The following is a 24,919-nucleotide window of genomic DNA, read 5'->3' as shown; positions in this document are numbered from 1 at the left end:
GGGTCGAAAAAAAGATGCTGTCGCGGCTTGGCGCGCTGACGTCGGTTCTAACGAAACCTGCTAAAACAGTTCGTCACTCAGCTTGTTCGCATAAAAAGGGCGGCATCAGAGCCGCCCGCTTTGGTACTGAAAATACCCCTTAAGTATACCCTTAGTATAATCGAAAGACGGACTTCTCCGAAGCGATAAGTGCACCGCTGGTTAATTTCTCCGGGTCTGCGGCGTGCGTGTTGTCATTTTTGCAGCAGGTACAAAGGGTGCCGAGGGCTGGCTGCCATGGCCCAGAAAGCGGGCGCCAGCTTCGCCCGAGAGATAGGCTAGACGTCCGGCGACAAGGGATGCTTCGATCTGGCGGGTCTGTTGATTGAGGATCACAAGGTCCGCGCGGCGCCCAAGCCCAAGGGTCCCGCGATCCGGCATCCGCATGATTTCGGCAGGGCGCTGGGACACCAGAGCCCAAGCGGCTGGCAAGGAAACGCCGTGGGTGTCGACCAGACTCCAGACCGCGCTGAGCAGGGAGGGGTAGTAGTAATCCGACGCCAGCGCGTCGCAAATGCCCTCTTTCACTAGTTCTATCACCGAAACCCCGCTTTTGGGGCCGCTGGGGCGCACGGCAGAAGTCGCGGATAGGATGACCGGATCGCCCATGGCTTTGGCAGCGGCGGCGGCGCGCCGTGCACGGGGGAAGGCACAGTGCTTGGCTCCGATCATTGCATAGCTTTCGCGGGTTTCGCCGTCACTGTCGCCGCTGCTGCCATAAACTATGCCCATCTCGTCAAACACTTCGGCCAAGCGGCACAGGTGGCGTGGAACTTCTCGGCTTCGCTCTTGGGCGCGGTGCAGACGCCCGCGAGACGCCTCGGTCGCGGCCTCGTCCAGCGCGGACAAATGACCATAGCGTAGTTGCTCTAGCGTATCGTCGAGGGTGTTGCGGAACATTACATATCCAACATCAAACCGCCGAATGGCCGCCATGAGGCGCGCGGCAGTGTCGACCATGTGCGTCTCGCAGTCCAGAGCAATGCGCATATCGATCAAGGCATTCAGTTTGTAGCGATAAAGCGCCGCCAGCATGGTCTCGGCAAAATCAGGACCGCGTAGGCCCCCATGCCATGACCAGCCCTGAGACAGGTATGCGGTCGTCACCCCGTTGGCCGCAGCCTCGCGGTCTGTGCTGCAGAGCGCTGTCATCGGGTCGAATTGCGCGGCGGGGCGCGGTGCCAGATGGCGGGCAAAGGCGCTACCATGCAGATCTATCATCCCCGGCATCACATAGTAGCCGCTCAGGTCGATTTCGGGCAGGGGCCCGCGCGTGATCCGACCATCTGCAATCGCGATGGAACGGGACTGCATGGCGCCGTCACGCAGGATCGTCGCGCCCACAAGGCGCAAGGGCGGAAGAAAACGGGTCATCACTCTGCTCGGGTTAGGTGTTCCGAAGGTGATAGGCGCGCTTTGTTTCGGGACTATGACACCGGCACCACAGTTCGGTGAATACCCTGTGATCTGGCGTGTTTAGCCCCCGAACGGATAACGGTGCAGCATATGGAAATTCCCGTCATCCGCTTCGCCAAAGAGGCAAAGAGACCGGATTTTCAGCGGGCGCGGTAGGATGTCGGGCAGGGTGGTGTCCAGTACCTCGCGGGTGCGTTCGGCCAGTTCGGGGCTCACGCGGCTGGTCAAGGTCAGGTGAAACCGGAATTCGTCCATCACATAGGGGTAGCCCCAGCGGTGCAGCAGGTCGAGTTGATGGTCTGACAGACGCGCGGGGTTCCGGCGTGCGATATCCGCATCGGTCATGGGTGCGCGAAAGGCGTCTAGAGCTTTGACCACTTTGCCCGCCATCGACTTCAACTCTGTGGCGTCGCCTTCGGGCACGAGCGCCAGAAAACCGCCGATCCGTTTGAGCTTCAGGGCCTCAACGCGGACCGGACTCATGCCAGCCATCAAGGCCGTGGCCGCGGCGTGTAGGGCGCCTATGTCAACGCCACGCGCCAGACGGAAAGGCGGCTTGATCGTCCCATGAAAACCGTACTTTCGCGGGGTCCGCGTGATCTCGTCCATAGGCAGTTCATAGGGCGGGTGGGGCACGTCACAGCCCGCCAAGGGATCCCAGCCCAGCCACCGTTTCCCGAAATCGGCGAACACCGCCGACTCGGGCGCGTAGTAGATCGCGTAGCGCTTGAACCCCTGCATGCCGCCTCTCTTGTGCTGTTGACCGCGTTCTTCAACAGATACCAGAACCGCTGCCGAGCGATAGCCTCTGTTTCCGAGGATCGGACAAAAGCGGCCTAAGCGGGGGTATTTAGGTCCTGCAGCAAGCGCCCGTGCTTGCGGGTTTGCTGAATGACATCGCCAAAGGTGCGCATGCCTTGGGCCTGCAGCATCGGGATCATGGCGCACAAAACTTCGGCAGTCGCATGTGCATCGCCAAGGGCGGTGTGCCGCAGATGCTCGGGGATTGTGATCCCCAGACGGTCGCAGATCGCATCCAGGGTGTGCTTGGCATCTGCCCCAAAGAGCACCGCCGACACCAGAACCGTATCAAGGATCGGATGGTCAAAAGCGATGTCCATCTCTTTGCTTTGCCGGTGCAAGAAGGCCATGTCGAAGGGCGCGTTATGGGCCACAATCACGGAACCTGTGCAAAAGGCGTGAAAGCGGCGGGTCACACTTTCGAAATCCGGCGCACCAATCACCATGTGGTCACTGATCCCGTGCACCTTGGTCGAGGCGGCGGGGATGGGGCGCTTCGGGTCCACGAGGGTGTCGATTACCTCTCCTTCAACAATCCGACCGCGCAGGACGCGCATCGCACCCAGCTGCACCACGTCGTCCTTGTGGGGCAAAAGCCCTGTGGTTTCCGTATCAAAGACCACGTAACTCATCTCGCATAAGGGCATGTCGGCATGGGCGTGGTCCACGGACCGGTCCATCAGGGCAAAATCATAGGTGAGCGGGCGGCTCGCCTCTGGTGCGATCAGGGCCGTGGCGCTGTCGATGACGATCATGTAGCCCGGCGCGCCGCCGAGAGGACGCAGTTTGGCCTCGTATTCCTGCTGCCCTTTGACGCCGCGCAGGGTGCAAATGACTTCTTTGCCGGTTTTCGAGAGCTTGGCGTGGGCGTTGAGCAAGCTTCTCTCATCAAAAAACTCGGTGATCGACGCACCCATCCGCGGCGGAGCAATTTGGTTCAGTACCTCTGCCGCTTGGCCATCGTAGAGGACGATCTGATGGGATGGGTTCACAAGGATCATCGCCACTGGGATCTCGGTCAAAAGAGCGGTCAGGTGGTCGCGATCCGCCGACAGGCGCGCTGTGGCTTGGGCGACGGCCTCGGCCTGTGACATGGCGGATTGGCCCAGTTCCTGGCTGATCGCCTGAGCCGCAGGGGCCAGATCGCCAAGGTATTTCGCGTCATCAGCGTTCAGCGTGACATGTGTGCCGGAATGCGCACGGGTGCGCAGATGCGAGGACAGGCGTAAAATGGGCTTGGCGACGTTTTCGTCAAAGAGCAGCCAAACCGCAGCGCAAACCGCCAGAATGCCAAAGGCCGCAATAATCCCCGAGGTGATAAACCCGTCCGGCGCCGAAAAGGAATTGCGCCACCCCATAAAGAGCGCGCCGAGCACCACGATCATCAGCGCCGCGGCCAGCGCAGAGAAGATCAGGAAAATACGGAGCCGAAGCCCGAGATTGGTAAACATCACTCGGTCCCTCCGCTGCAAGCGAGGGAGACCATCTCTTCGTCGCCATCGGGATTGGCAAAGTCGGCTTCGGTCACGTCGTCATAGGTTTCGCCCGGCACCATGGGCAAGGTGCCGCCGCTGGCGCAGTCGAACAGGATTTGCAGGCGCTGAGTGTTTTCCCAACGTGCAAAGAAATACAGGTCGCCCACCACGCGATCTTGGCCCGACGGATGGGCTGTCAGGCTATTGGTGTCGAGCGCGGCAAAGCGGTCGGTGATCGGAAAGAGATAGGTCCACGGGCGGTAGAACGCGCTGCTTTCAATGGTGCTGACCACCGCGACGCCCGGTTTCAGGTTCGCTGTGCTCTGGTCATACCACAGGTATTCGTTGCTGATTGTTGTCACCAGCATCGCAAAGGCCGCAGCAAAGGGCGTGAGCCATTTCGGCGTTCGCCCCTTGGTGATTTTCCCTAGAATAATCGAGATGCCCGCGCCGCCGATACCGGCGACGATGACTGCGATAAATCCCCAAAACATACGCTTTCCTCCCCAAGAAGCGGTGTAGTCCTTAGCTCAAGGCACCTTTGCCATGGCCAACTGCAGCCTGCATGCCTTTGACGACGACAAAGGCGTCGCGCAGGTGGCTGCGTTCCAGATCCGACAGGCTGGCCGGAGACATGAAGTTGTCCGGTGCCTCTCCGGCTTTGACCAGGCGGGCCTGATGTTGAAGTCGTGTTTCTGCGATCAGATCGTAGGCGTCCAGCAAATCCCGCGCGCCAGACGGAGAAATCAGCCCCGCACCGGCGGCCCCTTCGAGGCGCGCGCGGGTGTTGAAGGCTGTTAACTGTCCTTGCAGCGCGTAAACGCGGCCCAAGTCGGCGATCGGGACGACGCCGTTGTGCTTTAGATCGATGCTATTCTTGTGCTCGCCCGAACGGATGGTCGCGAACCCGCGCAAGAGCCCCAAGGGCGGCGTATGCTTCAGCGAGTTGCTGATCATGTGCGCAACAAAGATGCTGTTGCCCGACGCTTTGCGCAGGGTGTCCAGTTGCAAGTCCTTGAACATTGCAGTGTCGCCGCCGATGGGGCGCAGGTCGAACATCACGCTGGCCAGCATCTGTGCTTCGGGGCTGGGTTTGTTGATCCAGTTCTCGAAGTACCCGCGCCAGACGGACAGAGGCTGACACCACCGATCCGCAGTCGCCATCATATCGCCAGGACAATAGACATAGCCGCAAGTGTTCAACCCGTCGCACACAAAGGTCGCCAGACGTCGGAAGTACGCCATCTGGTCGTGGGTCACACCGTCCGCGATGATCAGGCAGTTGTCTTGGTCGCTGACGCCGGTTTGCTCTTGGCGCCCTTGGCTGCCGCACGCGGCCCAGAGGTAAGGCACAGGCGGCGTGCCCAATTGCTCTTCGGCCAAGGCCAACAGGCGGCGGGTGGCGGTGTCGGCCACATCGGTGATCAAGCGAGTGACAACCTCGTGCCGATTGCCAGCGGCCACCAGCTGCACCAGCAATTTCGGGATGCGGGCCGTGACGGCAGCCATTTCTTCGGCGCTGTCAGAGCCTGCGATTTCGGCCACCAGTTCGGCTGAGCTGACCGCCTGAAAACGGGTCAAGTCGGTTTGCGTAACGATGCCGACGAGTGCGCCGTTGCGCGTGATCGGGATATGCCCGATGCGCCGCTCCATCATGGCGTGCAGCACGTCTGACCCGATGGCCGAAGGCTCAAGTGTCAGCGGATCCTTGGTCATGACCTTGTCTACGCGGGTGTCGATGGCCATCCCATCGGCCAGCGCCTTTTCGGTCAGGTCGCGGTTGGTGACGATCCCAACGAGTCGATCATCCTCGAGCACGCAAAGGCAGGACACATGCCGGTCGCGCATCTCGCGGGCGGCATCCTGTACTGTGGTGCCCGGCGTACAGAAATAGGCCGAGGGGTGCATGATCGTTTCGACCCGGCTGGTGGCCAGATCGCTGCCGCGCGGGGCGGGGGTGCGCGAGCGGTCAAAGAAACGGCGCGCGACCTGATGATCGTGGATCAGTTCCGCGAACTGCATCTTGGGCAGCATCAGCAGAACGGTTTGTTCGGTTGCGGTGGCAGTGGTCACAGCCACGCCTTCGCGCAGGAGGCCGCGTTCGGCAAAAGAATTGCGGGGGCCCAGAATGGACACGGGAATGTCGTTGGCGTCCACGACCTCGACCGTACCGGACCACACGATATACAGCCCGTCGAGCGGCTGCCCATGACGGTAGATCGTCGCGCCTTGGGGCAGGTTCTGCACCTCTATCGCCGCCGCCAGCGTCTCTCGTTCGGCTTCGGTCAGACCGTCATAGGGGTGCAGTCCACCGAGAAAAGCCGAGATATCTGTCAAAGGAATCGTCATGGTTGAAATCTGTCTGATGTGAAAAGCCCTGCCCAGTTGAAACCGGACAGGGCTGAAAGGCAACCAAGGGAAGGGGCGGCGAACCGCCCCATCTGCTTGGGATTAGTGGTCAACCGCTGCGCTCGAGCCGCGGGGAACACGAACCGCTTCGACCAGGTCTTTGATCTCTTGCGGGGTGTCCTCGGTCGCGTTCGACACAAAGTAGGCCACGATGAAGTTCAGCAGAGCGCCGATCGCACCGAACGAAGTCGACTTGATCGAGAGCAGCAGCGGCTCAGCATCGGTGAAGCTGTTGGTGCCGGGGATGAAGAACCAGCCCTTGTGCAGGAAGATGTACACGAGGGTGACGATCAGACCGGTGACCATGCCAGCAACCGCGCCGGTGTTGTTGATGCGCTTCGAGAAGATGCCCATCATCAGCGCCGGGAAGATCGATGCCGCTGCCAGACCGAAGGCCAGAGCCACGGTTTGCGCTGCAAAGCCCGGAGGGTTGGCGCCCAGGTAGGTTGCGATCACGATAGCCACACCCATCGACACACGTGCCGACAGCAGTTCGCCTTTTTCCGAGATCTCGGGGTTGATCTGCGACTTGATCAAGTCGTGCGAAACCGCCGACGAAATCGCCATCAACAGACCTGCCGCCGTGGACAGCGCCGCAGCCAGACCACCAGCCGCAACCAGCGCGATCACCCATGCAGGCAGCTGCGCGATTTCGGGGTTCGCCAGCGTGATGATGTCACGGTTTACGATGAACTCGTTGGCGTCTGCATCCGCAACGTACTGGATCAGGCCGTCGCCATTCTTGTCTTCGAAGCTCAGCAGACCGGTCTGTTCCCAGTTGCTGACCCACTCGGGGCGATCGTCATAGGCCAGAGGCTGCTCGGTGGTGCCATTGGGGTAGACGGTGTTGATCAGGTTCAGACGCGCCATTGCGCCAACCGCAGGAGCGGTGAGGTACAGCAGTGCGATGAAAACCAGTGCCCAACCTGCCGAGTAACGTGCGTCTTTCACGGTAGGAACGGTGAAGAAGCGAACGATCACGTGGGGCAGACCCGCAGTACCGATCATCAGCGACACGGTGAACAGGAACATGTTCAGGGTGGTGTCGGTCTGTTCGGTGTAGTTTGCAAAGCCCAGATCGTTCAGCAGACCGTTCAGGGTCGACAGCAGAGGCTCGCCCGACGATGTCGCGTCCGAGAACAGGCCCATCGGCGGGAGCGCGTTGCCGGTCAGCTGCAGCGAGATGAAGATCGCGGGAATGGTGTATGCGATGATCAGAACGACGTACTGTGCAACCTGAGTGTAGGTGATGCCCTTCATGCCGCCGATAACCGCGTAGAAGAACACGATGGCCGCGCCGATCAGAAGGCCGGTCAGTTTGTCAACTTCGAGGAAGCGCGAGAACGCAACGCCCACACCGGTCATCTGACCGATCACGTAGGTCAGCGATGCAACGATCAGGCAGATAACAGCGACGGTACGCGCAGTCTGGCTGTAGAAGCGGTCGCCGATGAACTCAGGCACGGTGAACTTGCCGAACTTGCGCAGGTAGGGCGCAAGCAGCATCGCCAGCAGAACGTAGCCGCCGGTCCAGCCCATCAGGTAGGCCGAGGTGTTGTAGCCGCCAAATGCGATGATACCGGCCATCGAGATGAACGAAGCTGCCGACATCCAGTCCGCACCGGTTGCCATACCATTCACCACAGGGTGAACGCCGCGGCCGGCTGCGTAGAATTCCGAGGTCGAACCCGCGCGGGCCCAGATCGCGATGCCGATGTAGAGGGCGAACGTCGCGCCCACCACCAGCAGGTTTAGTGTAAATTGATCCATGATATCAGGTCCTTAAAACTTATTCTTCGTCCACGCCGTATTCGACGTCGAGCTTGTGCATGCGCCATGCGTAGAAGAAAATCAGAACAAGAAAGACGAGAATGCTTCCCTGTTGTGCGAACCAGAAACCAAGGTCCGTTCCGCCGACTTCGATACCCGACAGAAGCGGGCGCAGCAGAATGGCCATGCCAAAGGATGACACGAACCAGACGATCAGGCACCCTTTGATGATACTAATATTTTTCGACCAGTAGGCCGAGCTGTCCTGTTGGCTTGCCATAGGCAATCCTCCCCATTTTCCAAAAAGCTATGGTCTTGATTCGTAGTCCGGGGCGGTTCCTCCTTCGCCCCGGAGACATTCTAGGAAACCTAGCTGATCGCGCTCTCTACCATTTCGGTCATCTTTGCGGTGATCGCATCGATGTCGCCCATGGCGTCCACGCGGCTAAGTTGCCCCTTTTCGTCGTAGTAGGCGATCAGGGGGGCGGTCTGAGCGTGGTACGCCTCGAGGCGGGCTCCCACGGTTTCAGCCTTGTCGTCGGCACGGCGCTTGAATTCCGTGCTTCCGCAGTTGTCACAAACACCTTCGGCAGCGGGCTGCTTGAAGCTGTCATGATATCCTTCGCCGCAACCGGCGCAGGTGTAACGGCCAGAGATACGCTCGACCATCGCTGCATCGTCGACTTCCATCGCGATGGCGGCGTTGACCGACTGGCCATTCTCGGCCAGCAGCCCATCAAGAGCTTCGGCCTGAACAGTGGTGCGGGGGAAGCCGTCAAGGATGGCGCCTTTGGCGACGTCATCCTCTTTGAGGCGGTCCCGCAGAATGTTGATGACGATCTCGTCGCTGACCAGCTCGCCCGCGTCCATCACGGCCTTGGCCGCTTTGCCCGCGTCGGTGCCGGCGGCAACAGCTGCGCGCAGCATGTCACCGGTCGACAGTTGCACCAGACCGAACTTCTCTTCGAGACGGCGGGCCTGGGTGCCTTTGCCGGCCCCGGGGGGGCCAAGCAAAATGAGAACTGCGGGTGTGGTCATGGTTGTCGCTCCATCCATCTCCGTTAGCCCCGGTTCATCCGGTTTTCGATCAGCTCGTCCACGCAGCCAGGTTCGGCCAAGGTCGAGGTGTCACCCAGTGCGCCAAAGTCGTTCTCGGCAATCTTGCGCAGGATGCGGCGCATGATCTTGCCCGAACGGGTCTTGGGCAGGTTGGGCGCCCACTGGATCAGGTCGGGCTTCGCGATCGGACCGATCTCGGTGCGGACCCATTTTTCCAGCTCTTTGCGCAGCTCTTCGGTGGGCTCTTCGCCGTTCATCAGAGTGACGTAGGCGTAGATGCCCTGACCCTTGATCTCGTGCGGATAGCCAACCACTGCGGCTTCGGCGACTTTGGCGTGTGCCACCAGCGCGCTTTCGACTTCGGCAGTGCCCATGCGGTGACCGGATACGTTGATCACGTCGTCCACACGGCCAGTGATCCAGTAGTAGCCATCCTCGTCACGGCGGCAGCCGTCACCCGAGAAGTAGTAGCCCTTGTACTGGCTGAAGTACGTGTCTTGGAAGCGCTCGTGGTCGCCCCAGACGGTACGCATCTGACCGGGCCAGCTGTCGGCGATACACAGAACGCCTTCGGTCGCACCTTCGAGAACTTCGGCAGTGGTGGGGTCCAGAACGATCGGCTGAACACCAAAGAAGGGCGTGGTTGCCGAGCCGGGCTTCAGCGCGGTTGCACCGGGCAGCGGTGTCAGCAGGTGACCACCGGTTTCGGTCTGCCACCACGTGTCAACGATAGGCGCTTTGCCTTTGCCGACAACGTCGTTGTACCAGTTCCATGCTTCGGGGTTGATCGGTTCGCCCACGGTACCAAGGGTCTTGATCGACGACAGGTCGTACTTTTCGACGAACTCGGTGCCTTTGCCCATCAGAGCACGGATCGCGGTCGGCGCGGTGTAGAACTGGTTGACCTTGTGCTTTTCGCAGACAGCCCAGAAACGACCGGCGTCGGGGTAGGTGGGAACACCTTCGAACATCAGCGAGGTCGCGCCATTCGCCAGCGGGCCATAGACGATGTACGAGTGGCCGGTGACCCAACCCACGTCAGCGGTACACCAGTAGACGTCGCCCTCGTGGTAGTCAAAGACCAGCTCTTGGGTCATCGCCGCGTAGACCAGATAGCCGCCCGAGCAGTGAACAACGCCCTTGGGTTTGCCGGTCGAGCCCGAGGTGTACAGGATGAACAGCGGATCTTCGGCGTTCACTTCCTCGACGGGGCATTCGGGTGCTGCGTGCTCCATCAGAGCGTTCACGTCGACATCGCGACCGTCGACCCAAGTGGTCTGACCGCCGGTGTGCTTGACCACGAGGCAGCGGACCTTGTCCGAGCAGTGCAGAAGCGCGGCATCCGCGTTCGACTTCAGCGGGGTGACGCGGCCGCCACGGGGCGCTTCGTCTGCAGTGATGATGACCTTGGCGCCGCAGTCGTTGACGCGGTTTGCCAGAGCGTCGGGCGAGAAGCCCGCAAACACGATCGAGTGGATCGCACCGATACGGGCACAGGCCAGCATTGCATACGCCGCTTCGGGGATCATGGGGAGATACAGGATGACACGATCACCTTTGGTCACACCCTGGCTGCGCAGGACGTTCGCCATGCGGCAAACCTTGTCGTGCAGCTCGTTGTAAGTGATGTGCTGTGCTTCGTCGTCCGGATTGTCGGGCTCGAAGATGATCGCAGTCTGGTCGCCGCGCTTTTCGAGGTGACGGTCAATACAGTTATAGGCAACGTTCAGGGTGCCATCGTGGAACCACTTGATGCTGACTTCACCAAAGTTGTAGTTGACGTCTTTGACTTGGGTGTAGGGCTTGATCCAGTCCAGACGTTTGCCGTGCTCGCCCCAGAATGCTTCGGGGTCGTTCACCGACTGGGCATACATCTCTTGATACTTTGCCGCATCAATATGAGCGGTTTTCGCGAATTCAGCCGGAACTGGATAGACCGGTTCCTTGACCTCGGCGGTTTGCGCTTGAGTGGACATTAGGCTCCTCCCTCTGTCGTTTTATGGACGCCCCGTATGGGGGCAAATTGCAGCCACAGAATATGTCGGCGTCTCTCCCTTAGCGAGACATTACCAGAGTTTGAAAACAATGGAATAAGTCCCTGCAAGGCATCAATTTATTTGTGAAGCCTGTTTACTCGCGGATGTCATTTTGTAAATTCACTGAAAATAACGCGGTGAAATTTTCGTGAAAACAATGTGATAGATGCAAAATGAGAAAACCGTTAGCGCGGTATCTTTGCGACCAATGTATGGGGTGGCTGCGACGGAACGGCGCAACCTTGACGATGGTAGCGCCGATCAATTTGTTTGCAGTTTGTTGGTCAGATGGTTGCAACCTTTTACTGAAGCCGCATTTGACTCCGTCTGGCCCCGCGGCGTCTGGGGGCGGGCATGGGCCGTGTCGCTTCGACCAGCAGGGTTTCGAACGCGGCCAATGCTGCTGAGTCGGAATCGAAATAGTGCAGTTTCGCGATTGCTGCGCGGGCCTCTGCGCGCATGTCGGTCGTATCCTCAAGGCTCAGACACCATTGAAGAAAGCCCGCCCGCGCCCGTTCCGTCGGATCAATTTGAGAATGTTTTGCGGCCGTCAGTCCGGCCACGATAGTCGTTAAGGTCATAGCGCCCTCCGCGCGTTTGGACCAAGGAGGACAGGCGGAAACCGATATGCCCGAACGCTGCAGAAGCTGGGGCCACCGCATCCGCCGGAACACCCCGTCCGGGTTTGCATTGCTTAGATGGCAGGTCTCCTGACTCGCGTGTCTTTGCCGTTTCGGACCTTCCCGGCGCGGGGCCAGTGGTTCTGCCGAAGAGCTCTTCGCTTACAGTTGCGGGGGCAGTCGCGGATTTACACCACGTTCCCTTTTCATGCCGTTCCTGCCGGAGCAGGGCGGGCAACCATCTGCGCTGACCATGACGGGCCCGTTGGGGCCCGTCAATTCAATTCGCTCAGGCTTTGATGGATTGCCAACGGCATCTCGGACACAGCGTCACCGCGATCCAGAAAAATAGCCCCATAAAGCCAATTCCGAACACAGCGCCGCCGGCCTCTGCCACTGCGGGGTGCAAGGTCAGCATGCCCGCCGTGCCCACCACAACGGCCAAACCCTTTTGCGCTGGGGCGAAGGCTGAACCTGTTGCGATTCCCAAAATCCATAGCGCCCCAAGCAATTCGGTCCCGCCGCCGACCCCCTCGATCAAACTGGTGGCGATGTGCCAGTGACGGGCGGCATCCGACGGCGCGGTGCGATAGATCTCTGGCAAACTAGCCAGCGCGACCACAGCGACAAGCCCCGCCGCAATCACCAGTGCGGACCAGACAAAACCTACTCCGGTGATCCAGCGCCGCCAAAGGGGCGCATCGCGCTCTGACAGGGCCAGCACCAGCATTAGCAGCGCCAGCCCGTTGACCACGTAAATGCTGAAATACCACAGCCGCAACGCGCCGGAATGGGTGACGATAAAGGCGATGGTCCGGATTGACGGCACGCCCGCGGCATCTAGATCTGCCCCAGAAAAGATGGTCGCGTACATCAGCAGGCCAACCAGATAGGTCAGCCCGCACACTGCTGCCGCCAGCGCCGCAAAGGGTCTATCCGACGACCGCATGGCCACGCCCCTTCATGCAGTTGATCACGATGTCTTCTTTCTTGTCTTGGTTTTCGACCGCAACCGTGCCCCCCAGAATGGCGGCGCCCCCCAACGCGCTGCCGACCATGTCGTCATCGTCTGCCACTGCCGACAGCAAAGCCCCCGCGGCCGCTCCGATGGCGGCAGCACCGTAGGCCTCTTGGGTCAATTGGGTCTGGTTCTTGGCCAGTCGCTGGCAGGCAGCCAGATCGCTCTGGAACCCGATCGTGGTGGGGCCGTCATTGATCGGGGTGTAGTTTGCGCCGCTGTCACCGCAGGCGGACAGCAGGGTGCCCGCAAAAAGGGCGAGGATGAAATGCTTCGAGTAACCTTCCATGGTCATGCTCCGTGTCTGAATTGACTGACACGGCTTTTGACCGATTGGTGCAATTTCTCACATGACCGCAGGTGTCACGGACATGACACTTGGTGCCAATTGTTACGCGGGGCGCTGCAGGTGCAGGTAGGTCTCGCGAAAGCGGCGCTCCAGATGGTCGCCCGCCAGCAGTGTTCCGCCCGAGCCAAGGGGGGCGACATTGGTGTCGTAATTCGGGTTAAAGAAAAGCGGGACGCTGACGCGTTCTTGGCTCGTGCCGATGACGCGGTGCAAGGTGGCCTTGATCCGCCCGTTGGTCCAGCTTTCCAGCATTTCGCCGAAATTGATGATGAATGTGCCCGGCTCGGCTTGAACAGCCAGCCAAGCGCCGTCGCGCTGCTGCACTTCCAGTCCCGCAACGCCGTCTGTCGCCAAGAGCGTCACGCAGCCATAGTCCGTATGCGCCGCGATCCCGAAATCATTAGCGCCCGCATCGACCGGACGGGTGGGGTAGTAATTCCCGCGCAGCAAGGTCATCGGCTTGGTAAAGGCTTCGTCAAAGCTGCCCTCGGGCAGGCCGACCGCTGCAATAATCCCGCGAAGTGTGTCCATGGCGACACCGACCGCGCGGTCCGCATAATCTTCGACGGTCTGTTTGAAACCGACGGGCTGATCGGGCCACTGGTTTGGTGCGTAGCAGGTCAGATGGGCCAGTGGGTCATTGGCGGGCAGCGCGAGGCCACTGTCAAAGACCTGCTTGTAGTCGGGGTTCGCGTTGGGATCGACCTGTTCGGAATAGGGTGCACCCCAACCCCGGTTCGCGCCGGTGCGGGCCATGTTCACAGGCTCTTTGGCGGCCTCTGGCAACTGAAAGAACGCGCGATAGGCGTCGATCACGCGCAAGACGTCCTCTGGCGAGAGGTCGCTGTTCACCAAAGTCATGAAGCCGACCTCTTGGGCCGCGCGGCGCAGCTCTGCCATCGTTTCTGGCGCGCGGGAGATCATCTCGCGGGCGTCAATACGGGGGATGGTGGTCATGGCAAGGGCCTTTCGGGTGTCGCGTCGCGGCGGACCCTAGCGCCCTTGGGGTACGGTTTCCAGCGTGTTCGCAGGGCGCGCCATCAGAGCGCCGAAATCCACGACTCCCCAGAAGCCCGCAATCTTGTAGGGCTTGAGTAGGTGTTCTGGTGCAACCAACTGGTCCTGTCGCGAAAGCTCCGAGATTTTCTCGCTCAGCGCCTCAATATCTTGGCGGATCTCCAGCGCGGTTTCGGTTCGCATGCGGCGAGATATGGTAAAGAAATGATCTGCGTTACCGGATGGGGTGCTGATGCCATGCGCGATGAAGCGCAGGTTGACCTCTTTGAGGAGGGGCAGAAGCGGGCCATTGGGTCGAAACCGGATCGGGGCATGCGACAAAAGCCGAATTTTGTTGCCCGCGCCGACCTCTGCCAACCCTAGCCGTTCCAGAGTCATACCCATCTGGTGCAGCCGCGTCGGGCTCAGGTCCATGACCTGTGCGATGTATTCGGGCGCGCGCAGATCACGCAGCAGGATCAGGAAGTAAAAGAGGGGCGGGTCTGCCGCCAAACTTAGTTCGGTCGCCATGGGCAAGACAGTCGCCTCTGCCTTCTGGCGGGCGGCATTGTCGGTCACGTCTGACAGCGACAAATCGAGTGCGTCGCAAATTTCGATGATGCGGCTCAGTTTGCAATCCCGCGCCGCAAAGATGCGTTTGATTGTGGGCTCTGACAGTCCCATCGTGTCAGCCAGATCGGCATAGGTCATGCGCCGTGCGCGCAGAGCCTCTTGCAGGACTTTGAAGACATCTCCGCGCATATGGGCTCCTGTGATACGGAATTGGGTATTGGCGTATCGTTAAGTGATACCAAATCGATGATCTGCGCAATAAGCGTATCACAAGTATAAGTAGTTTTCATCTTAATCGATGGAGATTTCAGAATGACTTTACACTTGAATGTGACCCTCTTGGCAGGTGTGCTGGCGACCTTCACAGCCCATTCGGCAACCGCAGGTGAGTTCGAGTTTCCCGAGTCAGCGATCTTTGACGCGGCGCATAACCGGATCATCGTAAGCAACATCAAAGGTGGCTTCACAGACGCGGATGGAAATGGCTATTTGTCCAGCCTGAACCCTGACGGGACGTTGATGGCACAGCATTGGCTGACGGGCTTTGATGCGCCCAAGGGAATGGCGATCTCGGGGGATCGGCTGTTCGTGGCAGACGTTGCGGGATTGGTCGAAGTGGATTTGGAGAGCGCTGCAGTGGTGGCTATCCACCACGCGAAAACGGCTGAATTCCTCAATGATGTGACGGCGTCCGATGACGCGGTCTATGTCTCTGATCTGATGACCGACACGATCTGGCGCCTGCAGGACGGAAGCTTTGAACCTTGGGTGCAAAGCGCAGCACTCAGCCATCCGAACGGGATAGCCTGGGATGAAGACCGGTTGATCGTCGGGTCTTGGGGGCAGGGCCTGCACGAGGATTTCACCACAGACGCGCCGGGCGATTTGTTGGCGGTTGATGCAGCAAGCCAAGACATTGAGGTGATCGCGGAAGGGGTCGGAAACATCGACGGTGTCGTGATGGTGGACGGACGCCTGATCGTCAGCGACTGGGTGCAGGGGGCCCTGATCGAAGTTCAGGACGGCGGAGCAGAGGTGATCGGTACGTTCCCAGCAGGCTTGGCGGACATTGGGACCGATGGGGTGAACCTGCTGCTGCCGCACATGCTGGAGGGTCGCGTGCAAGTTCTGCCGCTGCCGTGAAACGAAGACCCCCGCGTCCATGTGGGGCGCGGGGGGCACTGTTTAGGCGGTGGTGCTGATCGCTTCGCCAAGAATATCGATCAGGGTATCAATATTCTCTTTCTCAAAAATCAGCGGCGGCGACATTGCAATCGTTTCGCCTGTATAGCGGACCATGGCACCGGCCTTGTAGCACTTGAGGAAGACCTCGTAAGCTCTTGTTCCGAATTCACCTTCGCGGCTTTCCAGTTCCACGCCACCGATCAGGCCGATGTTTCGGATATCCTTGATTGGGCCTTTGTCGCGCAGGCTGTGGACCTTTTCTTCCCAGTAGCTTTCCAGCTCTGCGGCGCGAGTCAGCAACCCGTTCTGCTCGTAAATGTCGAGTGTCGCCAAACCTGCCGCGCAGGCCACGGGGTGACCCGAATAGGTGTAGCCGTGGAACAGTTCGATCATGCCCTCGGGGCCGGTCATGAAGGCGTCGTGGATAAAGCCCTGCGCGAACACAGCGCCCATGGGCAGCGTCCCGTTGGTGATCCCTTTGGCCGTGGTGAACATATCGGGGACAACGCCGAATTTCTGGCTCGCGAAGGGTGTGCCAAGACGGCCGAAACCAGTGATCACCTCGTCAAAGATCAGCAGGATGCCGTGCTGGCTGGTGATCTCGCGCAGGCGCTGCAGATAGCCCTTGGGCGGGATCAACACGCCGGTCGAGCCAGCGACAGGCTCCACGATCACGGCGGCGATGGTTTCCGCACCGTGCAGAGCGATGATCCGCTCCAGATCATCAGCCAGATGCGCACCATGCTCGGGCTGGCCTTTGCTAAACGCATTCTCGGGCAGGTGGGTGTGGGGCAGGTGGTCCACGCCGGTCAGCATTGTGCCAAAGTTTTTGCGGTTGTTGACGATACCGCCCACGGAAATGCCGCCAAACCCGACGCCGTGGTAACCACGCTCGCGACCGATTAGACGGGTGCGCTGGCCTTCGCCGCGCGCACGGTGGTAGGCGAGCGCAATTTTCAGCGCGGTATCTACGGACTCAGAGCCGGATCCGGTGAAAAACACGTGCTTGAATTCGTCGGGCGCAAGGGCGCGCAAACGATCGGCAAATTCAAACGCGATCGGGTGACCCATCTGGAACGCAGGCGCATAGTCCATTTCCAAGAGCTGGTTATAAGCTGCCTTCGCGATCGATTCATAGCCGTGGCCCGCGTTGCAGCACCACAGACCAGCAGTGCCGTCCAAAATATCGCGCCCGTCGTCAGAGGTATAGTGCACCCCCTTGGCCCCAACCAGCATGCGCGGGTCGGCCTTGAACTGGCGGTTGGCGGTAAAAGGCATCCAGAAGGCGTCCAGCGGGATATTGCGCGCAGCTTGATTCATCAGAGCGATCCTATAAGTCGTTTGAGACAGATTACGCCTTTGTTTTGCCAGCGGAAGTCTGTTTTTTGCTTTCTCTAAGATATTGATATAACGATACCGGATCGGAAAACGTTGCGGATCGTGGACATGGTGAACAACTTCGATGACCCAGAAAACGAGGTGGCCATCCGGCTGCGCCGATTGCGGCTTGCGCGGGGGCTCTCCCAACGGGCGTTGGCCAAGGCAGCAGGGGTCAACAATTCCACGGTGTCTCTGATCGAGAGCGGGCAGATGAACCCGTCAGTGGGCGCGCTCAAGCGGGTTCTGACCGGCTTTCCGATTGGAATGGCGGAATTCTTTGCCTTTGACGCTACGCCGAACGAGCAGGTGTTTTTCGCAGCCGAAGAGCTGAAAGAGATTGGCAAGGGTGGTATTTCCTACCGCCAAGTGGGCGGCACTATTCCTGGTCGCACCCTGCAAATTCTGCACGAAACCTACAAAGTCGGGGCGAGCACGGGCACCGTTCTGCTCAGCCACGAGGGCGAAGAAGGCGGCATTGTCATCAAAGGCAGGCTCGAGGTTATCGTAGGGGAGCAGCGCAAGATTTTGGGGCCCGGGGATGCCTATTTGTTCGACAGTCGCATGCCACATTCCTTTCGAGCGATCGGCAAAGATGAATGCGTGGTCATCAGTGCGAGTACGCCGCCAACCTTCTGAGATTTAGCGAAAATCCTAAATACATCGCAGGGAACCGTGGTCCCGCTTTCATGAGTTGTTAGGGCCTCGGCCCGTAGCGTTCCCCCAAGACGCGGTTTTTTAACGAATGGGGGACTGCTTTGGCGAGCGATAGCCTATCAACTCTGACGCTTGAACCGGACGACTGGTTGGACGATCCCGAGACTGCAATCGGGGCGTTGTCCGCTGCGGTTGCCACAGGCGAGGTGTGTGTCGACGCAAGCGGCCCGCGCATGTTGCCAGCGCAAGTTCTACAAATGCTGATTTCGGCCCGCAAATCGGTCGAGGCGCAAGGGGGCCGGTTTGTTCTGCGCGCTCCGTCCGATGGGGTCGTGCGCAGCCTGACCGTTTTGGGCTGTGCCGACTATTTCGAGGGGGCTTTGCAATGACGGCGCTCTCTGTTCTGGCCATCGACGATTCCCGCACCATGCGGATGATGGTGACGGCGGCTTTGGAAAACGCGGGCTTTGACGTAGTGACGGCGGATGACGGCGTTCAAGGGGTCGAAGCCTTTGGTCAGCGCCGCTTTGACGCGGTCATCACCGATATCAATATGCCGAACCTTGACGGGTTTGGCGTGATCGAAGCGATCCGATCCGCCCCGAAGAACCGGCGTGTGCCGGTTTTGGTTCTGACCACGGAAAGCAGCGACGAATTCCGAAATCGCGCACGATCTTTGGGCGCAACCGGTTGGTTGGTGAAGCCCTTCGAAGAAGCTGGCCTCGTTAACACAGTTCGCATCGTGACAGGGCAGGACGTGGCATGAGTATGGACGCCCTAAAGGCCACTTTCTTTGCCGAGTGCGAGGAACTGGTCGAAGCGATGACCGAAGGCCTGCAGCAGATTGCCGGAGACGACTGGGACAGCGAAACGGTCAACGCCATCTTTCGCGCAGTGCATTCGATCAAAGGATCTGCAGGCGCCTTTGGCTTCGAGACGCTGGTCGCTTTCGCCCACCGTTACGAGACGGTACTGGACAAAATTCGCAGCAATACGCTTGGGATCGACGCCGATGTCCTGCGTGTGATTACCCGCGCCAGTGATGTTCTGGCCGAATTGGTCGAGTTGGCGCAAGTCGAACCCGATGCAAAACCGGCGGCCTACGATCCAGTCATGACAGACCTGAACGGGTATATCGAGACGGCGGTAGAGCCAGAGCCCGAAGAGGACTTGTTCGCGCCCGTCGCCTTTGCCGCCCTGCCGCTGGGACTGGACGAGCCCGAAGATGTGCGGATCGAATTCGCCCCGGATGCGAGTTTTTATCGCAATGGACACGAGCCCGAACGGATTTTCACGGCTTTGGGCCCCGATGTTTCGACAGTCTGCGACGCTGATACGGTGCCGCTCCTGTCTGATTTCAACGTCGATACCGGTTATCTGGTGTGGTCGCTCGAGATCAAAGGGAAAACCGAAAGCGAGGTTGCCGAGGCTTTTGAATACGCCAAGGGCCTTGGCCGCATTGATTACCTTTCGGACGACCCACCCACACCGGTAACGCCCGTGCCCGAGATCGCGGTAGAGGTTCCAGCACCGCCTTCGACACAAGCCAAGCCAGCCAAAGCGCGTCCTGCGTCAGCACAAACCCTGCGCATTGATCCAGAACGCGTCGACCGGCTGATCAATACCGTGGGCGAGCTTATTATCAATCAAGCCGTTATTGCCCAGAAGATTGAAGGTGATGGAACGCCTGTTGATCCCGAGGTCGCCAGCGCGTTGGACGATTACCGATATCTCGCCCGCGAGATCCAAGAAGCAGTCATGTCGATCCGTGCTCAGCCGGTGAAGTCTCTGTTCCAGCGCATGGCGCGGGTCGTCCGCGAAGCGGGTGAAGCGACGGGCAAAGAGGTCTCCTTCGAGACCCGCGGCGAGGCGACCGAGATCGACAAAACCTTGATTGAACGTCTGGCAGATCCGCTGACACACATGTTGCGCAACGCTGTGGATCACGGGCTGGAGTCCCCCGAAGATCGCGCAGCCACCGACAAACACGCGACAGGCACGGTCACGCTCAGTGCCGCCCATCGGTCTGGTCATGTGATGATCGAGGTGTCGGACGACGGCGCCGGACTGGACCGCGCCCGCATCCTGAAAAAGGCGATTGGGAACGGGCTTGTTGCCGAGGATGCCAACCTGTCGGACACAGAAATCGACAACCTTTTGTTCGCGCCAGGCTTTTCGACCGCAGATCAGGTGACGAACCTGTCTGGACGCGGGGTTGGCATGGACGTGGTCAAAACATCTATCACTTCGATCGGGGGACGGGTCACAATTGCCAGCGAGCAGGGCCGCGGATCGACCTTTACGATCTTGCTTCCTCTGACTTTGGCTGTGCTGGACGGCATCGTTGTGTCGGTCGCCGACGAAACAATGGTGGTGCCGATTGCGACCATCATCGAAACCATCCGCGCGAGTGCGGATGACGTCATTGAGCTGTCGCCGGATAACTGGGTGCTCAAGGTCCGTGGCGCGTATGTGCCGATCATCGACCTTGCGCCTCTATTGGGGTTCCGAACAGAGCGCAATGCGGCCGGGCCCTTTATCTTGGTCGAAGCAGAAACCGGCGCTGTTTACGCGTTTGCCGTCGATGAAATCTGGGACCAGCGTCAGATCGTGATCAAAAGCCTAGAAGGCAATTACGGCGCCATTCCAGGAATCTCAGCCGCAACCATTCTGGGGGACGGACAGATTGCGTTGATCGTCGATCCAGAGGCGCTGATCGCATTAGCCGGTCCCACTTCAATGACGTCACAGAAGCAAAAAGTGGGGGCCTGACATGACAGATTCAAATGTTTCAGCGGACCAACCGTCCGAATTTGTCTCGCTGACTGCGGGCGGGCAGGGGTTCTGCGTTGATATCCACGCGATACGGGAAATTCGCAGCTGGACTCCCGTCACGACGCTTCCTTTTGCAGAGCCTTCGGTCTTGGGGGTCATGAATTTGCGCGGTGCGGTGATCCCGATCATCGACCTAAAGGATCGCCTTGGTTTGGGAACGACAAGCGAAGACCATCGAAATGTGATCGTCATCGTCAATCTCTCTGGCCGCACGCTGGGCCTACTGGTCGAAGCCGTCTCAGAAATCATTTCGGTGCCCGCAGATGGAATCCTGCCGAACCCGACATCTGCAACCGAAGGCAACCCGGCCCAGATCATTGGCCTGATTTCGCGCGATAACCAGATGTTGCGGGTGCTTGACCTGACCGGCCTTGCGATGGCCGAGACCGAGGATGCCGCATGAGCCAAATAACTGAGTTGGACAGCGTTGAGAGGCCGACGCTTTCAGACGAAGCGTTTCAGCGGATCGCGACCATCGCCAAGGGGAATTGGGGCCTGCATCTCGAAGAGAACAAACGCCCGCTCGTGACGGCTCGTTTGTCCAAGCGTGTGACGGCAACGGGGGTTTCGTCCTTTGCCGACTACATCGCCTTGATCGAAGCAGGGGATGCTGCGGAATGTGACCACTTTGTTTCTGCTCTGACGACGAACGTCACCCACTTCTTTCGAGAGCAGCACCACTTTGACTATCTTGCGGAAACCGTTGCGCCGGCTTTGCAGGGGCACCGGAGCGTGCGGGTTTGGTCGGCGGGCTGTTCGACAGGGCAAGAGCCCTATTCAATCGCCGCAACCCTGTCGCGCGCACTTCCCAACGCCTCTGATCTGCGGATTTTAGCCACGGACGTCGATCAAGACGTTTTGCACAAGGCCGAGGGGGGCACCTACCCTGCGGCAGAGGTCGTCTTTCCGTCGCCCGCGCTCGAAGCGCAGGTCTTTGAGACCAAAGAGCGGGGTCCAAACCGAAGTGTGCGGCCTGAATTGCGCAGCATGGTTACGTTTCGGCGGCTCAATTTGATCCAGCCTTGGCCAGTTTCGGGCGCGTTCGATGCAATCTTTTGCCGGAACGTCGCGATCTATTTCGACAAGCCGACACAGGCAGTGCTCTGGCAGCGCTTTGCGAGCCACCTAAAGCCAAACGGTCATCTTTTCATCGGCCACAGCGAACGCGTCGAGCACCCTGAAACGCTGGGCCTGCAGCCTGCAGGCATCACCCTTTACCGAAAATCACTTGCCTTGGATGGAGGCCGCTAATGTCCTTGAAATCGAAATTGAAAGTCATGGTCGTCGACGACATGTCGGTCAGCCGCGGGCTCTTGGCACAATGTCTCGAGGAAATGGGCCTGCAGAATCTAGAGTACGAAAAGTCTGGCCAAGATGCCTATGCTAAATTGGCTGAAAGCCCCGTCCACCTTGTTATCAGCGATTACAACATGCCGGGGATGAGCGGCCTTGATCTGCTGCAGCACGTGCGCGCAAACAAAGAGACGCAAAAAACCGGTTTCATTCTGGTGACCGGCACGCCCACGCCAGATATCGTCACCCGCGGCCGAAGTCTGGGGCTGAATAACTTGGTGAAAAAACCCTTCACCACGGCGTCGCTCAAATCCTCGATCGAAGCGGTTGTCGGGCGGCTGTGATGGAGGTGCCAACCTCCGCCCTGGTTGCTGTCCTGAATGACGCACGCGCGCAATTCGCAACGTTCGAAGCCGCCCAAGAGCATTCGAACGATGTGAGCGCAGAGGTTCAGGCCTTTGATACGGCGACACAAATCCTCGCCGATCTGTCAACTTTGCTCGCAAGTGCGGTGACAGCCCACGTCGATTTCACCGATGCGGACATTGCCAGTGTCCGGCTCCAGCGGGTGCGCGATGCGCTCTCTGGCGCCTCTTTCGATGCGGCTCAGCCGCAGATCGAACTCTTTTAACTTACCTACCTTGTCATCCGTCAGGAGATCCCAATGTTCAAACGCCTGAGCCAGGCCCGGATTTCGCTACGTTTGCCCGCGTTGATCGTCGGGACGCTGATCATGACTGTGATCGTAGCGAGTGAAACCTACTACCTTCAGTTTCGCAAAGAGGCAGAGATCGCCGCTGAGCAAAAGTCCGAAGTTCTGACCGCGCAGGTCACGAACAGCCTGCAAAACTGGTTCCACTCTCTTGATCAACAGCTCGATACGCTGGCCGAGGATCCAAACACCGCGCTGGCCCTTCAGCGTTTTGGCGACGCGTTGCAAGCGGGCGGCTCGGTGTCTTTGCGGGACGTGCGTCGAATGTACCACGAGAGCAACAGCTTCCCGATGGGTGAGTTGAATAAACTGCAAGATGCAGGCGACGGCAGTCTATATTCAAGTTTCCATCGCAAGGAGCATGGCTTCTTTGACGGCGTGACAGAGCGGTTTGGCTTCTACGACCTGTTCCTGATCGATCCAGACGGCGACGTCATTTACACGGTCTACAAAGAGGCGGATTTCGGCACAAATCTGGTTGCGGGCACCTATGCGTCTTCGGGCTTGGGGCAGGTTTTTCGCGAAGCGATGAGCGCACAAAATGGTGACCTCGCCTTCGTGGATTTCGCCCCTTATGCGCCAAGCGCTGGTGCGCCAGCTGCCTTTATCGCACGCAAAGTGATGACCCAAGACGGTAGTGTCGCCGGCGTTCTGGCCCTGCAACTGCCCCAAGATGGGCCGTTTCAGGTGATTTCCAACATTGCGGGACTCGGTGCAGCCGACGAGGTCTATCTTCTGGGGGAGGATGCTCTGGCACGAACGGTATCCCGCTCGGACACTGACTTGGGACTTTTGGACCCCGCTCCGAACACCGCTGCCGGCGATGCCGTCAGGGCAGAAACCGATGGCTATTTCCCGCACGTCTCCGGTCTGTCAGGAGCGCCTGCAATGGTCACGGTCAGCGAAATCCCTGTATTCGATCAACATTGGCACATCATTGTAGAGCTTGACGAAGCAAGCCAGTTCAATGCCTTAACCCGCCTGCGTCACACCATGTTCGCTTTCGTCGCGATCGGTCTCGTTGCCTCGGCTCTGCTTGGTTGGCTGATGGCGCGATCCATTACGAAACCGCTGGCAGGTTTTGCCCACGCGATGGAGGAAATCGCAAACGAGCGGTACGAGACCAAAATCCCCAATACGGAGCGCGGTGACGAGCTTGGCGGTGTGTCACGGATCCTCGAAGATTTCCGCATCAAGCTTCAACAAAGCAGCGAAGCAGCACGTCTGCGTGAAATGGCGACTGCCGAACAAGAGCGTGTCGTCGCTGATATTTCGGGGGGCCTACGTCGTCTGTCGAGCGGCGACCTGACAAGCGCACTGAATGATCCGTTTGACAACGATTACGAGCAGTTACGGTTGGACTTTAATGCGACTGTCGACACTCTGAATACGCTCATGCTGTCCATCAGTGACAACGCCAGCGAAATTCGCTCGCGGGCCGAAGAGATCAGCGGTTCGTCGGATGACTTGTCTCGCCGGACAGAAAACCAAGCAGCGACGCTGGAACAGACTGCAGCTGCCTTGGATGAGCTTACCTCTAGCGTCCGATCGGCAGCGGACGGCGCAGCAGAGGTCGAGCGTGTCGTAACCGAAGCGCGCGCGGAGGCAGAGCAAAGCGGCAAGGTCGTGAACGACGCGGTTGATGCTATGTCGCAGATCAAGAAATCGTCGGACGAGATTGCGCAAATCATCAACGTGATCGACGACATCGCGTTCCAGACCAATCTGCTGGCCCTTAATGCTGGCGTCGAAGCGGCGCGGGCGGGCGACGCGGGCCGAGGATTTGCAGTCGTGGCCTCCGAAGTGCGTGCACTGGCTCAGCGGTCTTCGGATGCGGCCAAGCAGATCAAGACGCTGATTGGTTCTAGCACCGAGCAAGTGGAAACGGGTGTTGGCCTCGTTGGGCGTGCCGGTGGAGCGCTGACCTCTATCGTGGACCGCGTCGGGCAGATCGCTCAGCTCGTGAGCGGGATCGCAGTGGGCGCAAGAGAGCAGTCTGCGGGCCTAGGTGAAATCAACGTTGGGGTGTCCCAGCTGGATCAGGTCACGCAACAAAACGCTGCTATGGTGCAGGATGCGACAGCCGCAGCCATGACGCTCAAGAGCGAAGCCTCTGGCCTATCGCAACTTGTCTCTCGCTTTCAGCTGTCCGGAAAACCCGCTGAACCACTCACCGCGCCCATGCAATCAGCGCAGCCCTTTCCTGCGGTCATGAATGTCGAAGAGACATTTAGCGGACCTCCGCCCAAGGCCTTTGCCGCGGCGGGAAATGGTCCGACCTGGACCGACTTCTAAGAGG

The 24,919-nt window shown here is 59.4% G+C and carries 25 protein-coding genes and 1 riboswitch; of the genes, 10 read left to right on the top strand and 15 right to left on the bottom strand.

Annotation, left to right across the window (positions count from 1 at the left end; all coding sequences use genetic code 11):
• Nucleotides 1-201: 201 nt before the first annotated feature.
• The 14 genes from N4A58_RS01680 to N4A58_RS01615 all read right to left on the bottom strand — a co-directional run bounded on the left by N4A58_RS01680 (nt 202) and on the right by N4A58_RS01615 (nt 14,750).
• A complete protein-coding gene (locus N4A58_RS01680) occupies nt 202-1,413 on the bottom strand; it encodes an alpha-D-ribose 1-methylphosphonate 5-triphosphate diphosphatase (protein ID WP_293707322.1) in 1,212 nt (403 codons plus the stop codon).
• Between the two features lie 102 nt (nt 1,414-1,515).
• Nucleotides 1,516-2,196, bottom strand: coding sequence for a DUF1045 domain-containing protein (locus tag N4A58_RS01675; protein ID WP_293707321.1), 681 nt, complete (start codon nt 2,194-2,196; stop codon nt 1,516-1,518).
• Between the two features lie 95 nt (nt 2,197-2,291).
• On the bottom strand, nt 2,292-3,707 hold the full coding sequence (locus N4A58_RS01670) for a PolC-type DNA polymerase III (RefSeq protein WP_293707320.1): 1,416 nt from the start codon (nt 3,705-3,707) through the stop codon (nt 2,292-2,294).
• On the bottom strand, nt 3,707-4,225 hold the full coding sequence (locus tag N4A58_RS01665) for a hypothetical protein (RefSeq protein ID WP_293707319.1): 519 nt from the start codon (nt 4,223-4,225) through the stop codon (nt 3,707-3,709). The genes N4A58_RS01670 and N4A58_RS01665 overlap by 1 nt, the downstream gene beginning before the upstream one ends.
• A 31-nt stretch (nt 4,226-4,256) precedes the next feature.
• Nucleotides 4,257-6,080 carry a DUF294 nucleotidyltransferase-like domain-containing protein gene (locus tag N4A58_RS01660; RefSeq protein ID WP_293707318.1) on the bottom strand — a complete coding sequence of 608 codons (1,824 nt, stop codon included), beginning with the start codon at nt 6,078-6,080 and terminating at the stop codon, nt 4,257-4,259.
• Between the two features lie 102 nt (nt 6,081-6,182).
• Nucleotides 6,183-7,910, bottom strand: a complete 1,728-nt coding sequence (locus N4A58_RS01655) for a sodium:solute symporter family protein (protein WP_293707317.1) — start codon at nt 7,908-7,910, stop codon at nt 6,183-6,185.
• A gap of 19 nt (nt 7,911-7,929) precedes the next feature.
• Entirely contained in the window at nt 7,930-8,190 is a 261-nt protein-coding gene (locus N4A58_RS01650; RefSeq protein ID WP_072706310.1) for a DUF4212 domain-containing protein, read from the bottom strand.
• 89 nt (nt 8,191-8,279) lie between these two features.
• A complete protein-coding gene (locus tag N4A58_RS01645) occupies nt 8,280-8,948 on the bottom strand; it encodes an adenylate kinase (protein WP_293707315.1) in 669 nt (222 codons plus the stop codon).
• 23 nt (nt 8,949-8,971) lie between these two features.
• A complete protein-coding gene (acs, locus tag N4A58_RS01640; RefSeq protein WP_293707313.1) occupies nt 8,972-10,945 on the bottom strand; it encodes an acetate--CoA ligase in 1,974 nt (657 codons plus the stop codon).
• Between the two features lie 362 nt (nt 10,946-11,307).
• The gene (locus N4A58_RS01635) at nt 11,308-11,586 is read right to left on the bottom strand and encodes a hypothetical protein (protein WP_293707312.1); all 279 of its coding nucleotides are present in this window, start codon (nt 11,584-11,586) and stop codon (nt 11,308-11,310) included.
• Between the two features lie 101 nt (nt 11,587-11,687).
• A riboswitch (cobalamin riboswitch) is annotated at nt 11,688-11,883 on the bottom strand.
• A gap of 31 nt (nt 11,884-11,914) precedes the next feature.
• Complete coding sequence (locus tag N4A58_RS01630) at nt 11,915-12,574, bottom strand: hypothetical protein (RefSeq protein WP_293707310.1); 660 nt, start codon at nt 12,572-12,574, stop codon at nt 11,915-11,917.
• Nucleotides 12,558-12,932: a glycine zipper family protein gene (locus N4A58_RS01625; protein WP_293707308.1), complete on the bottom strand. Its 375-nt coding sequence runs from the start codon at nt 12,930-12,932 to the stop codon at nt 12,558-12,560. The genes N4A58_RS01630 and N4A58_RS01625 overlap by 17 nt, the downstream gene beginning before the upstream one ends.
• A 102-nt stretch (nt 12,933-13,034) precedes the next feature.
• Nucleotides 13,035-13,949: a 2-oxoglutarate and iron-dependent oxygenase domain-containing protein gene (locus N4A58_RS01620; RefSeq protein WP_293707307.1), complete on the bottom strand. Its 915-nt coding sequence runs from the start codon at nt 13,947-13,949 to the stop codon at nt 13,035-13,037.
• 36 nt (nt 13,950-13,985) lie between these two features.
• Nucleotides 13,986-14,750, bottom strand: coding sequence for a helix-turn-helix transcriptional regulator (locus tag N4A58_RS01615; protein ID WP_293707306.1), 765 nt, complete (start codon nt 14,748-14,750; stop codon nt 13,986-13,988).
• Between the two features lie 123 nt (nt 14,751-14,873).
• On the opposite strand from N4A58_RS01615, the gene N4A58_RS01610 reads away from it, so the two are divergent.
• Nucleotides 14,874-15,704, top strand: a complete 831-nt coding sequence (locus N4A58_RS01610) for a hypothetical protein (protein WP_293707305.1) — start codon at nt 14,874-14,876, stop codon at nt 15,702-15,704.
• A 42-nt stretch (nt 15,705-15,746) separates the two neighbouring features.
• On the opposite strand, the gene N4A58_RS01605 is transcribed toward N4A58_RS01610, so the two are convergent.
• The gene (locus tag N4A58_RS01605) at nt 15,747-17,066 is read right to left on the bottom strand and encodes an aspartate aminotransferase family protein (RefSeq protein ID WP_072706319.1); all 1,320 of its coding nucleotides are present in this window, start codon (nt 17,064-17,066) and stop codon (nt 15,747-15,749) included.
• Nucleotides 17,067-17,192: 126 nt separating this feature from the next.
• On the opposite strand from N4A58_RS01605, the gene N4A58_RS01600 reads away from it, so the two are divergent.
• The 9 genes from N4A58_RS01600 (at nt 17,193) to N4A58_RS01560 (ending at nt 24,915) form a co-directional block, all read left to right on the top strand.
• Complete coding sequence (locus tag N4A58_RS01600; RefSeq protein WP_293707304.1) at nt 17,193-17,762, top strand: cupin domain-containing protein; 570 nt, start codon at nt 17,193-17,195, stop codon at nt 17,760-17,762.
• Between the two features lie 119 nt (nt 17,763-17,881).
• Entirely contained in the window at nt 17,882-18,169 is a 288-nt protein-coding gene (locus N4A58_RS01595; RefSeq protein WP_293707302.1) for an STAS domain-containing protein, read from the top strand.
• Entirely contained in the window at nt 18,166-18,546 is a 381-nt protein-coding gene (locus N4A58_RS01590) for a response regulator (RefSeq protein WP_072706322.1), read from the top strand. Before N4A58_RS01595 ends, N4A58_RS01590 begins: the two co-directional genes overlap by 4 nt.
• Complete coding sequence (locus N4A58_RS01585) at nt 18,543-20,552, top strand: chemotaxis protein CheA (RefSeq protein ID WP_293707298.1); 2,010 nt, start codon at nt 18,543-18,545, stop codon at nt 20,550-20,552. Before N4A58_RS01590 ends, N4A58_RS01585 begins: the two co-directional genes overlap by 4 nt.
• Nucleotide 20,553: 1 nt before the next feature.
• Nucleotides 20,554-21,018 carry a chemotaxis protein CheW gene (locus tag N4A58_RS01580; RefSeq protein WP_293707295.1) on the top strand — a complete coding sequence of 155 codons (465 nt, stop codon included), beginning with the start codon at nt 20,554-20,556 and terminating at the stop codon, nt 21,016-21,018.
• Nucleotides 21,015-21,866, top strand: coding sequence for a protein-glutamate O-methyltransferase CheR (locus N4A58_RS01575; RefSeq protein WP_293707293.1), 852 nt, complete (start codon nt 21,015-21,017; stop codon nt 21,864-21,866). Before N4A58_RS01580 ends, N4A58_RS01575 begins: the two co-directional genes overlap by 4 nt.
• Nucleotides 21,866-22,252 (top strand): response regulator, encoded by a 387-nt coding sequence (locus tag N4A58_RS01570; protein ID WP_293707291.1) that lies wholly within the window; start codon nt 21,866-21,868, stop codon nt 22,250-22,252. Before N4A58_RS01575 ends, N4A58_RS01570 begins: the two co-directional genes overlap by 1 nt.
• A complete protein-coding gene (locus N4A58_RS01565) occupies nt 22,252-22,539 on the top strand; it encodes a hypothetical protein (protein WP_293707288.1) in 288 nt (95 codons plus the stop codon). The genes N4A58_RS01570 and N4A58_RS01565 overlap by 1 nt, the downstream gene beginning before the upstream one ends.
• A gap of 33 nt (nt 22,540-22,572) precedes the next feature.
• Entirely contained in the window at nt 22,573-24,915 is a 2,343-nt protein-coding gene (locus N4A58_RS01560) for a methyl-accepting chemotaxis protein (RefSeq protein ID WP_293707285.1), read from the top strand.
• Nucleotides 24,916-24,919 lie beyond the last annotated feature (4 nt).

The organism is Donghicola sp., assembly GCF_025210255.1.
GTDB classification, from domain to species: Bacteria; Pseudomonadota; Alphaproteobacteria; order Rhodobacterales; family Rhodobacteraceae; genus Donghicola; species Donghicola eburneus.
This window is presented reverse-complemented; position numbering and strand designations above follow the sequence as displayed.